The 15461-nt window shown below is 40.0% G+C and carries 14 protein-coding genes; 8 read left to right on the top strand and 6 right to left on the bottom strand.

Annotated elements, in window-relative coordinates:
- Positions 1-9 precede the first annotated feature (9 nt).
- Positions 10-1578, top strand: a complete 1569-nt coding sequence (locus LKW28_RS05055; RefSeq protein WP_229139257.1) for an ABC transporter permease subunit — start codon at positions 10-12, stop codon at positions 1576-1578.
- Between the two features lie 52 nt (positions 1579-1630).
- Here the strand turns inward: LKW28_RS05055 and LKW28_RS05050 are convergent, their stop codons facing one another.
- Positions 1631-2326, bottom strand: coding sequence for an RsfA family transcriptional regulator (locus tag LKW28_RS05050; RefSeq protein ID WP_229139256.1), 696 nt, complete (start codon positions 2324-2326; stop codon positions 1631-1633).
- A gap of 491 nt (positions 2327-2817) precedes the next feature.
- Complete coding sequence (locus LKW28_RS05045; RefSeq protein WP_229139255.1) at positions 2818-2958, bottom strand: transposase; 141 nt, start codon at positions 2956-2958, stop codon at positions 2818-2820.
- A gap of 188 nt (positions 2959-3146) precedes the next feature.
- Here LKW28_RS05045 and LKW28_RS05040 point away from each other — a divergent pair, with 188 nt between their 5' ends.
- The 4 genes from LKW28_RS05040 (at position 3147) to LKW28_RS05025 (ending at position 7094) form a co-directional block, all read left to right on the top strand.
- The gene (locus LKW28_RS05040; protein ID WP_229139254.1) at positions 3147-4505 is read left to right on the top strand and encodes a transposase; all 1359 of its coding nucleotides are present in this window, start codon (positions 3147-3149) and stop codon (positions 4503-4505) included.
- Between the two features lie 216 nt (positions 4506-4721).
- Positions 4722-4949, top strand: coding sequence for a DUF1450 domain-containing protein (locus tag LKW28_RS05035; RefSeq protein ID WP_077619961.1), 228 nt, complete (start codon positions 4722-4724; stop codon positions 4947-4949).
- A gap of 321 nt (positions 4950-5270) precedes the next feature.
- Complete coding sequence (locus LKW28_RS05030) at positions 5271-6563, top strand: HD domain-containing protein (RefSeq protein ID WP_229139253.1); 1293 nt, start codon at positions 5271-5273, stop codon at positions 6561-6563.
- Positions 6564-6587: 24 nt separating this feature from the next.
- On the top strand, positions 6588-7094 hold the full coding sequence (locus LKW28_RS05025) for a YwgA family protein (protein ID WP_229139252.1): 507 nt from the start codon (positions 6588-6590) through the stop codon (positions 7092-7094).
- Positions 7095-7261: 167 nt separating this feature from the next.
- On the opposite strand, the gene LKW28_RS05020 is transcribed toward LKW28_RS05025, so the two are convergent.
- The 3 genes from LKW28_RS05020 to LKW28_RS05010 form a co-directional block, all read right to left on the bottom strand.
- On the bottom strand, positions 7262-8563 hold the full coding sequence (locus LKW28_RS05020; protein ID WP_229139251.1) for an NCS2 family permease: 1302 nt from the start codon (positions 8561-8563) through the stop codon (positions 7262-7264).
- A gap of 217 nt (positions 8564-8780) precedes the next feature.
- On the bottom strand, positions 8781-9386 hold the full coding sequence (locus tag LKW28_RS05015; protein ID WP_229139379.1) for a LysE family translocator: 606 nt from the start codon (positions 9384-9386) through the stop codon (positions 8781-8783).
- 153 nt (positions 9387-9539) lie between these two features.
- Positions 9540-9728 (bottom strand): 2-hydroxymuconate tautomerase, encoded by a 189-nt coding sequence (locus LKW28_RS05010; RefSeq protein WP_229139250.1) that lies wholly within the window; start codon positions 9726-9728, stop codon positions 9540-9542.
- Between the two features lie 287 nt (positions 9729-10015).
- Between LKW28_RS05010 and LKW28_RS05005 the strand changes: the two genes are divergently transcribed.
- The 3 genes from LKW28_RS05005 to LKW28_RS04995 all read left to right on the top strand — a co-directional run bounded on the left by LKW28_RS05005 (position 10016) and on the right by LKW28_RS04995 (position 12114).
- The gene (locus LKW28_RS05005; protein WP_229139249.1) at positions 10016-10696 is read left to right on the top strand and encodes a site-2 protease family protein; all 681 of its coding nucleotides are present in this window, start codon (positions 10016-10018) and stop codon (positions 10694-10696) included.
- 219 nt (positions 10697-10915) lie between these two features.
- Positions 10916-11425, top strand: coding sequence for a YwhD family protein (locus tag LKW28_RS05000; RefSeq protein WP_229139248.1), 510 nt, complete (start codon positions 10916-10918; stop codon positions 11423-11425).
- 377 nt (positions 11426-11802) lie between these two features.
- Positions 11803-12114: a hypothetical protein gene (locus LKW28_RS04995; RefSeq protein WP_229139247.1), complete on the top strand. Its 312-nt coding sequence runs from the start codon at positions 11803-11805 to the stop codon at positions 12112-12114.
- A gap of 1211 nt (positions 12115-13325) precedes the next feature.
- Here LKW28_RS04995 and LKW28_RS04990 read toward each other — a convergent pair.
- Complete coding sequence (locus LKW28_RS04990; RefSeq protein WP_229139246.1) at positions 13326-15395, bottom strand: transglycosylase domain-containing protein; 2070 nt, start codon at positions 15393-15395, stop codon at positions 13326-13328.
- Positions 15396-15461: the final 66 nt, after the last annotated feature.

The raw sequence follows: 15461 nt of genomic DNA, 5'->3' as shown, positions 1-15461 counted from the left end.
GGGGGGCTAATGAAAAATTGGTCGCTTTGGACAGGTTTAGTTCTTTTCGGATTGATGTTATTTATAAGCTTTGTGGGACCACTTTTACCATTTGTTGATGACACCATCCCCGAACACCGAATGAGATTCTACGAGGATGGATCAATTGGAAGAGCGCCATTTCCTCCTTCACTGGAAGACCCATTAGGAACGGACCGTGAAGCTGGAGATCTATTAAGTATGCTTGTGAATGGTGCGAAGGACACGTTAAAAATTATCGTGTTGATTACGTTGATCCGGTATATGATTGCGATTCCGATGGCATTCTTGGCCTCTACGAAAAAGGGAATTGCTTATATGGTGTCAAATGGTTGGTATTCCTTATTTGGAAGTATTCCTACAATTATTGCAGCCATTTTGCTGTTGGAGATTATACCTTCGAATGGCTTGGATAATGGTGTGTATTGGAAGGTCCTCTTAATTGCGCTAATTGAAGTTGGACGGGTTAGCTATATTTTTGCACATGAAATCTATGAAGTATCTCAAAAAGAGTTTGTACAGGCGAGTGTGACGGTGGGAAGTACTCCCTTCCAGCTAGCGGTAATGCACTATCTCCCATCTGTTTCCCAAAGCTTAGTCGTGAACTTTTTTAATGATTTGGCACGTGTCACTTTACTATTGGGGCAGCTTGCGTTATTCCAGTATTTTATAGAGCATACCATTATCTATATTCCTGGTGGTGGGGCTTTTCAAGATGAATCCGGTTATTACTCTGTAACAGGTTTGTTTGACTGGCCAGGGTTATTGTCAGCAGCGCGGTATGAGGTTATGAAAGCTGTGTGGATTCCGTTGGCTCCAGCGATTGGGTTAACTTTGCTCCTGCTAACATTTCAATTATTGAGTGAGGGCTTTAGGAAGTTGTTTGAAAGACGGACGTCGAGTGAAGAACATCGAGCAGTGAGACGCTTGACTGAACGAGTAAGTGAGATGTTTGTTACTAGTAAAATGGCGGGAACCGTGACCCTAGTTTTGTTTGTGGTTGTAGTTGGAACGGTTATTGTGACTGGGGTAGATAGAAAGGCAACGGATGTAACTGCACCAGCAGAAGAAGAGGCTGAGGAAGAAGCAGTCGAGGAAGTCAATGAAGGATTACCGTTTGATGAAGATAAATATGTGTATGAAAAGGGAAAACTTGTAGCGACAACGGTAGCAACCACTGCAAAAGGCGGGTTTTACGATAAATTAGAGCATCTTGAACTCAATATGGAGAAGAAATCAGATCGGGATTACGAGACTGATACCTTAATGCTAAAATGTAGAACAATCGGAGCGGGTCGTTGTGAACTGCCCGTGATTACATTTAAAGAACCTATTGCCAATATGGAGGAAGCTTATCAACTATTGGTGGATCATTTGCCAGTAGATGCAGTGAAAGACGGTGAGTTTCAAGACAACGGAAGATATGCTTACACTGTACAAAGTTCCCTATTGGAAGAGAGCTATGTAGAGGTTGATATTCAGTCGATATTTGTTATGTTCTATTTCACACCAGAAAAAACGATTGAAAAAGTAGAACTTGTAGGAGTAGGCCCTTGGTAAAACAAAACCCCTGTGCCATTTGTAAAAACAAACAGCCAGGGGTTTATCTAAATTATTCCGCCATCTTCTCCAAATTTCCATTTCGATCCATTTTAAAAGAAGTAGCTGGGCGCTCTTCTTCTTCAAATAAGACGAGTTTTCGTGCCCTGTTCATGATCTTCATTAATGTTTCGTAGTCCTCTTGGATGTTCACAGCGCTTTGTTCAATCTGTGTAATTTTCTTTTCAAGCTCTTGATTTTTAAGAAGTATCTCATTCTTTTCTTTTTTCAATCTCTCATTCTCAGATTTAAGTGCTTCCATTCCAAGATTGTTGCTGCCCATGGATTGAAGATAGGAGATCACAGATTCCATCGTCAATGTTGGTCTAGCAGCAGAATACTGCGGTGTCCGAACGACTTCCTTACGAACACTGGTAGATTCAGATGGAAATAGCGGGAACTCATCTGCAAATTCTTCGAGATTTGGAGTAGGTGGTGTATACAAAAGCTGTTTTTTCACAGGTTGGGTTTTACCAAGCGCACGCTGGCGTTGTTTGCGGTGCTTTTTCGCAAGTTGTAAATCCTTCTCATAACTATGGCGCACAACCGCGTTCCAGCGGAATCCACATGCTGCAGACGTTCGGTTTAATTTGTCACCAACCTCTTCAAATGCATTTAATTGCGTACTCCCTTCTCTTACGTGTTTTAATACAGTTTCTGCTAATAAGAGGTCATTTTCCTCTGTCCAAGCGTCTTGTCTTTCCTTCATATTTATTCATCTCCCAATATATATGTTTATATTTGCGTTAGGTTATTACATATATTGGTCAATTAATGAAAGTTTTATACCACTTACATAAAAGGATAATAGATTAATTTTATTCAGCATGGAGCTGAATAAAATTAAAGCTTCCGGCGGATGCCACAGATTTTTAAAGGTAACTTTTCGCGCTAACGCGAAAAAATCTGGGCGCAAATACGCATTGGCGTATTTGATTCTAAAAATATTTCAATATCGCAAACTCGTACTTGTGGAGATTTTTTGAACAAAAATTAGCGGCGCATTCCCCTTCAAAATCTTTGATTTAGTGGGGGTTAGGCGCTAAGGTCTTAATGACCTTGATTTTCAATCTCCTTTTTTATTACTTCTATGGTCACTCCTCCAGTAGTAAAGATCATATTACTGTAGGCTCCAAAAATATGGTTTCTAATAAAAATTTGAGAGTCCTTTCTGGGCCATTTTTTCAATATATCAAGATGTCACTGTTTAATAGTTATTTCTTGTATGGGGTTAATTTGTGGTGACTCATCAAATAAAATATGGATGTGGTCTTTCTCTCCATTCATTTCAATAAGCGTGAAATTCCATCTTTCAAAAAGATTATTTGTTATTTCAATCAACCTAGACGTGATATCATCCTGAATACATCAATGCTTATATTTTGTAACTACGACAGATAATATGACAATTTATAATGAGCATGTCTAATCTTGTTATAATCAATCATAATTTTTTTCCAAATTTACAAACAAATCAACATATAGTATAATTTAAAGCAGAACATGTGTTTCGGAGAGGAGGGTTTGATATGAAAGTAGCTAAAACTTTGAGCCATAAAATTATGAATCACTCAGGCATCTTTGATGCGACATTAAATGTTTATAACAAAGCAATGACTTATATCATTAAAGTAATTGATAAGGAAATTGGTGACTTAGAAACATTTTCTTCAAGTTCAATAGTCGCCCCGGTCGAAAAGCTAATTCATACAACTAAATCAAATCCTTCACCTAAATATAAGGAATTTAATCGAAATTTTTATAAATTTCCTTCGTACTTTAGAAGAAACGCAATTGCTACTGCATTTGGTAAAGTAAAGAGTTATCGTTCTAACTATCAGAATTGGGAAAAAGAAAAGGTAATCGCTGTTTCTGAAGGAAAGAAATTTAGAAAAAATCCACCTAGACTACAACACGAACATAAAGAATTCCCTGTTTTTTATAGGGGAAATATGTTTGTAAGGACATCTGGAACTACTGCTCAAATTAAGGTGTTTCATAACAATGATTGGGTATGGGTAGATATCGAATTTAAGGGTCAAGATTTATACAAACGTGATGTTTGGAATTGGAAAGAACACAATCCCAAACTTGTTAAAGTTGGGAAGAAATATTTTCTAAATATCAGTTATTCAAACAAAGTTAGATTAAGCAAAACGGATATAAAGAATCAAAAAATATGTGCAGTAGATCTGGGGATCACCAACTCTGCGGTTTGTTCTATTGTCGACGCAAAGGGAACTGTCTTGGCTCGTAGATTTATTAACCAAGCCAAAGAAAAAGACCGATTGTATCGATTGACAAATAAACTTCGTAAAGTTCAACGTGTTTCAGGTTGGGTATCGGCACCGAACTACTGGCGACAAATAAACGGATTACAAAAACACATTGTAAATAATACTTCTCATGAAATTGTGGAGTTCGCGAAAGAACATAGTTGTGATGCGATTGTGTTCGAATACCTCAATAAAATGAGGGTACCAAAAGGTTTTTGGGGAGCAAAGAAACTTCGTTTCAAATTAAGGTACTGGCGGAAAACTGCTATCCAAAACAAAGTAACGGAAATGGCTCACTATGTAGGGATGCGAATTACTAGAATAAATGCACGCAACACTAGTGCGTTAGCATATGACGGTTCTGGGGTTGTGGAACGTAACAGGAAAAAAGACCTTGCAACATTTACTACAGGCAAGGTGTATCATGCAGACCTATCAGCCAGTTACAATATAGCGGCTCGATATTTTATTCGAGCATACCAAAAATCCATGTCTGAAAAGTCATGGTTGTCCTTACAGGCAAAAGTTCCTGTATTGGCAAAACGAACATTTCAAACCTTGTCTTCACTCATTAGTCTTATTCAGGCACTAGAGGCACAGAGGGTGGCTTAATTGCTTGGTTTGTACTGTATTTAAGATAAGGGATGATCCATCAAATTGCATTTGCAATTAGTTGGAGAGGTTCACACTTATTTTCGTTCCCTTGCAAAACGAATAGGGGAAGAGTAAAATACCGTGTAGTGTAAGTAAACAGGTAAATCGGCATGTTATACATGAACGATCATATAGAACGACCTAGAATTACAAGATGAAGGGATTGTACGCAAAATGGCAAACGAATTTCGCATTTGTGATGATTGCCAGGCAACGAATATTCAAACCTTAGTGCCACGCCTAAAAGAAGTGGATGGAGACGCAACAATTGACATTCGCTGCCAGTCATACTGTGGCCCAGGCCGAAAAAAATCATTCGCATTTGTCAACAATCGCCCTGTTTCAGCTCCAACAGAAGACGAATTAATTGAAAAGATTGAAAAAAAGCTGAAAAAGGACTAATATCGCCTTTCTCTCTCAAGAGAAAAGGTGTTTTTTTATTTTTTAGGGGAAAATTATTTCCGCTGTTTCGATGTCTAGCTCAAGAAGCCATCGGCTCGAGGTCTTAAGCCAATCGCTTCGGAAGGTAAAAGGCACCTTCTGTCAGCGCTCGTCTTAAGCTTGTCGCCGATTAGCGGGCGCCCTGCGCTTTTCTTTTTTGTCGAAAAATTTTCCAACCGTTGATATGACTCGGTTCAATGAGAATGATGAAGAATTTTAGGTTTTTTTGTCATAGATAAATATATATAATAGTAGCATGCCAGTATGGAAGAGGTTGAATACATGACAAATTCCAATGGAAAATTAAGTGAAGAAAAGGTGTTTAAAGACCCTGTACATCGATATGTCCATGTTCAGGATCGAGTGATTTGGGACCTCGTCGCAACATCAGAGTTTCAACGGCTGCGACGAATTCGTCAATTAGGGACAACCTATTTTACCTTTCATGGGGCGGAGCATAGTCGTTTCAACCATTCATTAGGTGTGTATGAAATCGTTCGAAGGATTATTGACGATGTGTTTCGTGATCGGCCATTGTTTGATGAAGAGGAACGGCTCTTAGCCTTAAGTGCGGCACTTCTTCATGACCTAGGCCACGGACCATTTTCACATTCCTTTGAAAAAGTATTCCATTATGATCATGAGGAATTTACACAGGCAATCATCGTCGGGGACACGGAGGTCAATCAAGTCCTGAAACATGTAGGGGCAGATTTTCCGAAAAAAGTGGCAGAAGTGATTGCAAAAACATATAAAAATAAATTAGTTGTGAGTCTCATCTCCAGTCAAATTGATGCAGACCGTATGGATTATTTACTGCGGGATGCATATTACACGGGCGTTAGCTACGGAAACTTTGACATGGAGCGGATTTTGCGTGTGATAAGGCCACAGGAAGACCAGGTTGTTTTTAAAAGCAGCGGGATGCATGCGGTTGAAGATTACATTATGAGTCGCTACCAAATGTATTGGCAGATTTATTTCCATCCTGTTACACGAAGTGCAGAAGTCATTTTAACGAAAATTCTCCATCGTGCAAAACAGCTGTACAAGGAAAACTACGAATTTCAAACGGCCCCTGTTCATTTTGTTTCCATTTTTGAAGATACGTTAACACTTGAGGATTATGTGAGACTTGATGAAGGGATTTTTTCCTTTTATTTTCAAGTTTGGCAGGATGAGAATGATCCGATTTTAAGTGATCTATGCCGTCGTTTTCTTAATCGCAATCTGTTTAAATATGTGGAGTTTGATCCAAGTACACAGTTGATGAAGATGATGGAGCTAAGGACGCTTTTTGAGAATGCGGGGATAGACCCGACATATTATTTAGTGGTCGATTCATCATCCGATTTGCCATATGACTTTTACCGGCCGGGAGAGGAAGAGGAACGGCTTCCTATTAACCTGTTGATGCCAAATGGCGAAATTCGTGAACTGTCAAGACAGTCCGAAATCGTAGAGGCCATTTCCGGAAAAAGGCGTACCGATCACAAGCTTTATTTTCCACAAGATATGATTGAAAAACTACCAGAAAAAGACAGACAAAATATAAAAGAAGTACTAGGTCTATAAGTTTGGTGAGGAGATGAAGGGGTTTTGTTAACAGAACACGCAAAAGTAATGAAGGCATTTGCTGCTGCCGGGGAAATTACAGGTCGAAAAAAATTGCAAAAAATGATTTATATCGCGAAAAAAATTGATTTTCCCTTTTACGAAAAATACAACTTTCATTTTTACGGACCATACTCAGAGGAGTTAACGATACGAGTAGAGGAGCTTTGCAACCTCGGATTTTTAGATGAGGTTAAAGAGAAAAAGGGCGGCTATTACCAATATCGGTACTCCTTAACTGAAAAGGGCGAGCAGTTTTTGGGTCATTATCAGTTGGACATGCCTCCATTAGATGACTGCATGCAAGCCTTAAACAACGAGTCCGCACGCTTTTTGGAGCTTGTGTCTACTGTATTATATTTTGAGGGGCTTGAAAAAGAAGAGGTTAAAGAAAAGGTATTTACATTAAAAGCAAAGCAGCGCTACACAGACGAAGAGGTAGAAGAGGCTTATCAATATATTGATTCACTTCGTAATCAAGTCAAACATTAAAAAGAAACTCGGCAGATACACGTCTGCCGAGTTTTTTGGCATAGTCCAGTTCCAGCGCCTAGCCCCTCGAGGTCATAAGCCAATCCTTCAAGAAGGATAAACTACATCCTTCTCGCCGGCTTTTCTTATGCTTGTCGGGGCTGAACAAGGCGCTTGCACATTCTGTATCAATGCGGTAAATATGCAAGCTGGTAGAAAAACAGGACTGCAAAGAGATAAACGAGCGGGTGAACCTCTCTCCATTTTCCTTTAACAACTTTCATAATCGGGTATGAAATAAAGCCTAGTGCAATCCCTGTTGCGATGCTTGAAGTTAGCGGCATGCTTAGGATGATTAAAAAGGCAGGAAAAGCTTCATCAATCTCATTCCATCTAATATCCTTAATGCTTCCCATCATCAGGGAGCCTACAATAATTAAGGTAGGTGCTGTAATCGCGGCAATACCAGAAACGGCACTCACTAAAGGTCCGAAGAAAGCAGCTAGAACAAAAAGGACCGCAACCGTAACTGAGGTTAGACCAGTTCTTCCTCCAGCAGCAACTCCTGTTGACGATTCAATATATGCACTTGTAGGGCTTGTTCCAAACATAGCTCCAACCGTTGTACCAACTGAATCGGCAAGTAAGGCTTGTCTTGCGCGTGGCATGACATTTCCCTTCATAAGCCCGGCTTGCTCAGCAACCCCAATCATCGTTCCAGTCGTGTCAAAAATAGTCACAAGTAAAAACGAGAAAACAACTGCATATAGACCGTACTGAATGACATCGCCTATTGCAGCAAATGGATTGGCAATTATTAACCCTTCAGGAAGGGAGGGAGTATTCACGAATCCTTCTTTAAACTCAAGCTGACCAGTAAAATAAGCAATAATGGCGGTGATGATCATCCCGAAAAATAAGGCGCCATTTACATTTCGTGACATGAGTATAAGGGTGATGGCTAGCCCAACCAGCGCTAAAAGGACCGATGGCGAGTGTAAATCACCTAAAGTCACTAAATTGGTTGGGTGTGCAGTTATAATTCCAGTTAGTCGCAGACCGATAAATGCAATAAATAATCCAATTCCAGCAGTGATTCCGTGCTTAAGGTTTGGTGGAATGGCCTCAATTAATTTTTCCCGAAACGGTGTTAATGACAAAATTACAAAAATGATACCTGCTACAAATACAGCAGCAAATGCAGTATGGTAGGTGATATTTTCATTTGCTCCAACAACCGAATACGCAAAAAAGGCATTTAAGCCCATTCCAGGGGCAATCGCAATCGGATAATTTGCAAATAGTGCCATCCAAAGCGTTCCAACGACAGTTGCGATAATCGTTGCTAAAAATACTTGCTGAAAGGGCACTCCTGCATCAGATAGTATAACGGGGTTGACGACAACTACATAGACCATTGTTAGAAAGGTCGTAATCCCTGCGAGTACTTCCTTTTTAACACTAGTATTAAGCTCTGATAATTTAAACATAGTTTGTGTACCTCCAAAAGACGAACAATTTAAAAATCCTTTTCTATAATATTCGTTTGTAATGAAGACTGCAAGACTTATTTGAAAATGTTTTAGGTTAGTTTTCCCCAGAAAGGGGTTTAATCATGTGGAAAACAAATAGGAAGAAACGAATGTAATTCGATAGGGGATAAAAAAAGGATTGTTCCAACTTCGAAACAATCCCCCTTTTGAATATTTAATGATGCGCTTTTTCTAGGGCTAGTTTAATACCAAAACCGATCAGGATTGCACCTGTAATACCTTCAATCATATTTTGTGCTTTTGGTTTTTTCATAAAAGTACTAATTTGATTGAGTAAATACACATAAAGGAAAAACCAGATGGCAGTCAATACAGTATACGTGAAGCCCATTATAAGAAACGGTAGAAAGGTATTGCTCCCAGCGTCCACAAATTGAGGTAAAAACGTTAAGAAAAAGACTGCAACCTTGGGGTTAAGGAGATTGGTTAGAAATCCTTGTTTAAAGCAAGATTTGTTTTCAAACTGGCTTGCTGTGTTCACCTCAACACTTGCGGCTACTTCCTTTTTCCGCAATGCTGCTAGTGTCTTAATCCCTAGATAAATTAAGTAAATAGTACCAACGTATTTGAAAATGGAAAATAATAATGCTGATTTCACAATGATGGCTGATAGTCCTAATACGGCAGCCGAAGTATGGATAAGCAGGGCGCAACAAGTCCCTAGGGCTGTTTTGAGACCGCCAATTCTCCCAACAGTGAGAGTGTTTTTCGTAGCGATAGCAGTATCGGGACCAGGTAAAATAATCAGTAAAATACACATAAAGACAAACAAATAAAAGTTTTCCACTTTATGCACCCCTCGGCTTTTAATATGTTTTTCTTATTATATATAAATGGAGTTACGAATTGTACAAATTTTTTAATAAAAATGAAAACCCGCAGTTCATATCCCGCGGGTTGGTTTTCCAGCTTATTATTCTTGATCGATTAAACGTTTGCCGGCTACTGCATAATGATTTTTTGTCATTTCCTCAATGAAAACAACAATTTTCTCTTCTGCTGCCCCAGTTGTTTCAGATACAGCTGCTGTCACTTTTTCAACGAGCGCCTTTTTTTGTTCCTCAGTGCGTCCTTCTAGCATTTTAACTGTTACGTATGGCACAATTGATCTCTCCAATCTGTGTTTTCTAAAGCTTTAAAGGATGTCAAAAAAGTCGGACGAATATGACACATCGAATTTCTTTGTTGGCTTGTTTCTCCGTTCCTTGGAAAAGAAAGCCACTTTTCCGGCGTGCAAGATCGTCTGCTCACGTATTAACTGCATACGTTCCGCTACTCAAAACTGCGCCGCCTTGAAATTCTTGGTCCTCTTCATCCTCCTTTTTGAACAATGGTTTAAATGTATTGTATACTGAAAATAGTAACTTTTCTAGGAAAAGGAGAAATTCGGTGGAACAATTAAGTAGATATTTACATTATGACCTAAGCTTGATTCCGTATGTTGTCATCTCACTTTTAGTTGCTTTTACGGTGCATGAATTTGCGCATGCCTATGTTGCATACAAGTTTGGCGATGATACGGCGAAACGGCAAGGGAGATTGACCTTAAATCCCATTGCTCATCTAGATCCATTTGGGACGATTCTTATTTTTCTTGCCGGGTTTGGCTGGGCGCGTCCTGTACCAGTAAATCGATTTCACTTTAAAAAGCCACGGCTTGCAGGAATCCTTGTTTCAGTTGCAGGTCCATTAAGCAACTTGGTTGTTGCAGCATTAGCTTTGCTTATGTACATCATCCTTATACGGATCGGTGCTTTTGCTGTTATTCCGGAGGCTGTTGGGGAAGGTCTTGAAACATTCTTTAACCTATTTGTACGCCTTAACATTGTGCTGTTCATTTTTAATCTATTGCCGTTTCCGCCACTTGACGGTTATCGCATCATTGAAGACCTTGTGCCGGCACGGATTCGACCAAGATTAACACAATATGAAGGTCTTGGAATTGTACTCTTTTTAGTATTGGTGATTACACCACTTGGAGATCGGTTTTTATTTCCGATATTATATGGTGGGGTCTATGCTATCACAGATATCTTGGTCGCGATTTTCAGGCCAATCCTTCAATTATAAAATTAGACATTCATATGATAAACTAGTTGGTAATGATTAGAAGTGTGAGTTCTAAAGGAGGGTGAAAAGGACCGAGAATTTCAAGGCGGTGCAGCTTTGAGTACCGGAGCGTATGCAGTTAATACGTGAGGACCGGAGAAGCAAGCCAACGCAGAAATTCGATGCGTCATTTTCGGCTGACTATTAGAACATCCTCTAAAAGGGAAAGGTGGATGTACGGTGGATCAAAATAAGAAAAAAGTAGCCTTCAATATCATTAAAAATGATCCAACAGATGGACACAAAGGATATGGGATCGGAGCACTTAGCCTCGAAAATATTTCACCCGTATTCGTCGATATAGAAGATGAAGATGTTTTCGTTGATGTGGGTGCGATGCATGCAAGAAGCGTCGTCGAAAAAGGGATTAAGTTTCTTCCGAATAAAGAAGACGTTCCAAACGGCAAGCCTTATTGGCTTGTTTGGGTAACGATTGATCGGAAGGAAGAGGGGCCATATTATGCAGGTGTAACGGCTTGCTACATGACAGTCGACCGCTCAATTCGCCGCGGCTACAAATCATTACCAGAGCATGTGAACAGAATGGATAAATCATTAAAACGTCACATTATGGTTGATTTTATGGACGACAAATCCAAGAAGCTGTTGACCGACTTCTTAATAAACCATAATAAAGAGATTTGGGATAATTCGGGTGATGAGTTAAAAGAGGGATTAAAGGTAGAATAAAGCATTCTATTTGTGACATTTTGGTGAACAAACGCACTAATGCTTGAGCTTTTTTGGCAAAATAAAGTACACTAAATTTACAATGTACACACATTGAAACTAGGACATAGAAACCCCCAGGACCTATCCAGCCTGGGGGTTTCGCTTTTTTTGTTGTCCAGCTATGACTCGATTGTTCGGACGCGCCGATCGCCCAAAATGACAGATGAAGACCATTCAGAGCAAAAATTACGCTCGAAAAGTCCTTCATGGACGGTATGAAGACCATTCTGAGAGAAAAACATGCTCGAAAAGTCCTTCATGGACGGTATGAAGACCATTCTGAGAGAAAAACATGCTCGAAAAGTCCTTCATGGACGGTATGAAGACCATTCAGAGTGAAAATTAAGCTCGAAAAGTCTTTCATAGGCGGTATGAAGACCATTCTGAGAGAAAAACATGCTCGAAAAGTCCTTCATGGACGGTATGAAGACCATTCAGAGGAAAATTACGCTCGAAAAGTCATTCATAGACGGTATGAAGACCATTCAGAGGAAAATTACGCTCGAAAAGTCATTCATAGACGGTATGAAGACCATTCAGAGGAAAATTACGCTCGAAAAGTCATTCATAGACGGTATGAAGACCATTCAGAGGAAAATTACGCTCGAAAAGTCCTTCATAGGCGGCATGAAGACCATTCTGAGTGAAAATTAAGCTCGAAAAGTCCTTCATGGACGGTATGAAGACCATTCTGAGAGAAAAACATGCTCGAAAAGTCCTTCATGGACGGTATGAAGACCATTCAGAGTGAAAATTAAGCTCGAAAAGTCTTTCATAGGCGGTATGAAGACCATTCTGAGAGAAAAACATGCTCGAAAAGTCCTTCATGGACGGTATGAAGACCATTCAGAGGAAAATTACGCTCGAAAAGTCCTTCATAGGCGGCATGAAGACCATTCAGAGTGAAAATTAAGCTCGAAAAGTCCTTCATGGACGGTATGAAGACCATTCTGAGAGAAAAACATGCTCGAAAAGTCCTTCATAGGCGCATGAAGACCATTCAGAGGAAAATTATGCTCGAAAAGTCCTTCATAAGTGATATGAAGACCATTCAGAGTGAAAATTAAGCTCGAAAAGTCCTTCATAGGCGGTATGAAGACCATTCTGAGAGAAAAACATGCTCGAAAAGTCCTTCATAGGCGCATGAAGACCATTCAGAGGAAAATTAAGCTCGAAAAGTCCTTCATGGACGGTATGAAGACCATTCAAAGGAAAATTACGCTTGAAAAGTCCTTCATAGGCGGCATGAAGACCATTCAGAGTGAAAATTAAGCTCGAAAAGTCCTTCATGGACGGTATGAAGACCATTCTGAGAGAAAAACATGCTCGAAAAGTCCTTCATAGGCGCATGAAGACCATTCAGAGGAAAATTATGCTCGAAAAGTCCTTCATAAGTGATATGAAGACCATTCAGAGTGAAAATTAAGCTCGAAAAGTCCTTCATAGGCGGTATGAAGACCATTCTGAGAGAAAAACATGCTCGAAAAGTCCTTCATAGGCGCATGAAGACCATTCAGAGGAAAATTAAGCTCGAAAAGTCCTTCATGGACGGTATGAAGACCATTCAAAGGAAAATTACGCTTGAAAAGTCCTTCATAGGTAGTATGAAGACCATTCAGAGTGAAAATGAAGCTCGAAAAGTCCTTCATGGACGGTATGAAGACCATTCAAAGGAAAATTACGCTTGAAAAGTCCTTCATAGGTAGTATGAAGACCATTCAGAGTGAAAAACACGCTTGAAAAGTCCTTCATAGGTGGGTTGAAGACCATTCAGAGTGAAAATCACACCCAAAAAGTCCTTCATAAGGTAACTGTATAGCACAAATGGGACAAGGAACCTGTCCCTGCCCCATCCAAATTAAAACCAATCAAACATCTTCTTAAAGAAGCCTTTCTGCTCTTTTTCTTCGTCTTTCTTTGATTTATCCTTTTTCACATCTTCCACATTCTTCGAGCAGTATTCCGTTGGCTCAGTTCCTGCTTTATAATACGTGAGCCTTGAAACAGGGCAATCCTTTGTTGGGAGCAAGCCTGTGTCTGGATTTACATACACACCGACAACACCTTCTGTCGGTTTGAATGGTTTTGGCGCACTATCCTGATGGGCTTCCTCCATGAACCCGGCCCAAATATTTTTTGCATATTGTTTATCTGCGACAAGTGTCAGTGGTTCATTATTGTCATATCCAGTCCAAATGCCAGCGACGAGCTGTGGAGAGTATCCAATCATCCAGCTATCAGTGTCAGTTGAACCTGATTTCCCAGCGTAATAGCGGGTCAGCCTATCACTAATTGTTGATCCTGTTACAGCTGTGTAGTCATTTAGTTTTTCATCAAACATCCCTGTCATGAGCTGAGTTGTCACAAAAGCCAGGTCCTCATCAAGCACCTTTTTTGGCTTAGGTTTATTTTCATAGATGACTTCACCTTTGTAATTTTCTACTCTCGTAATAAAAATTGGCTTATGAAGCGTTCCGCCATTATCAATCGTGGCATACGCATTTACCATTTCAAGTACGCTAACCCCGGAAGTACCTAACGCAAGTGAAGGCACATCCTTAAGTTTGCTTGAAATTCCAAGCTTTTTCGCCGTATCGACAAGCTCACCATCACCAAGGAAGAGGTGTGTTTTCACAGCATACACATTGTCGGACAAAGCAATTGCTTGAGCCAACGTAATTGAGTCATTTGCATAGTAATTTTTATAATTTCGTGGTGTATATTTAGAGCGATCATCGTCATATGAAAACGTTGTGAGCTCACTCCGGATTTGAGTCGAAGGCGTGTAGCCCTTTTCTAGTGCTGCATAATATAAAAATGGTTTGAAGGTTGAACCAGGTTGACGTTTTGCTTGGGTTGCCCTGTTATATGGACTTTCCTCAAAATTCCGTCCGCCAATTAACGCCCGTACTTCACCATTTTTTGGATCAATCGCAGCAAACCCAAGTTGAATCTTAGAATCTTCCTTTATAAAGTTTACGACTTTTTCCTCAGCTATTTTTTGCAGGTCTGGATTAAGAGTGGTGTAAACGCGCAAGCCGCCTGTTTCGATTGTTTTTTGATCAAGCTTCAATTTTGAATAAAGCTCTTTTTTAACAACATCCTGGAAATAAGGTGCAATATCCTCACGTCCAATGACTTTGTTGCCAGTAAAAATTAATTTTTCCGCACGTGCTTGTTCAGCAGCTTGCCTTGAAATAGCGCCATTTTCTACCATCGAATTGAGGACGACATTTTGCCGTTGTTTTGCTTTTACCTCGTTTACTAATGGTGAATAATGGGTTGGACCCTTTGGAATCCCAGCTAGCATTGAGGCTTCCGCAAGTGACAGCTCGCTCGCTCTTTTTCCGAAATAGTAATTTGCTGCCGCTTCAACTCCATAGACGCCATGTCCATAATAAATGGTATTTAAATAGCCTTCTAAAATTTCTTTTTTGGAATAGTTTAGCTCAAGTCGAATCGTATATAAGGCCTCAGTGAGTTTTCGATTCCATGTTTTTTCATGCTCCAAAAACAGATTTCTGGCATATTGCTGGGTAATCGTACTTGCCCCTTGAACCTTTGCCATTGCTTTAATGTCGGCAATGATCGCACCGCCAATTCGTTTGTAGTCAAAGCCATGATGGTCAAAATAGTTACGATCCTCAATGGATACTGTCGCATCAACTACCGCCTCTGACATATCATCAAGCGATACCCAATAGCGGGTCTCCCCCTGATGGCGTTCTTCTCCAATTAAAGTCCCATCATCCGCGTAGAATAAGGTTGAGAGTGGTACGGCAAGAGGAGGCGCTCCCTGAGTTTTCGCATAGGCAAGCACGCCTAAAATACCGACTGCCACAAGGACACAGCCAATTAAGCTAATAAAAAGACATGCACGCAATATTTTCATTGTAATTTTAAACCGATCATTTCTAATAAGCTCCACCAGGGTTCACCTCCATTTATCGTAGGCATATATCAACCAGTATGAAAAGATTTCTCCTGTTTTAAA

Origin of the sequence: Bacillus sp. REN16, assembly GCF_020731355.1 — a bacterium.
GTDB lineage: Bacteria > Bacillota > Bacilli > Bacillales > Bacillaceae_L > Ferdinandcohnia.
The sequence above is the reverse complement of the archived record's forward strand: the minus strand, read 5'-3'. Positions and strand labels throughout refer to the sequence as shown.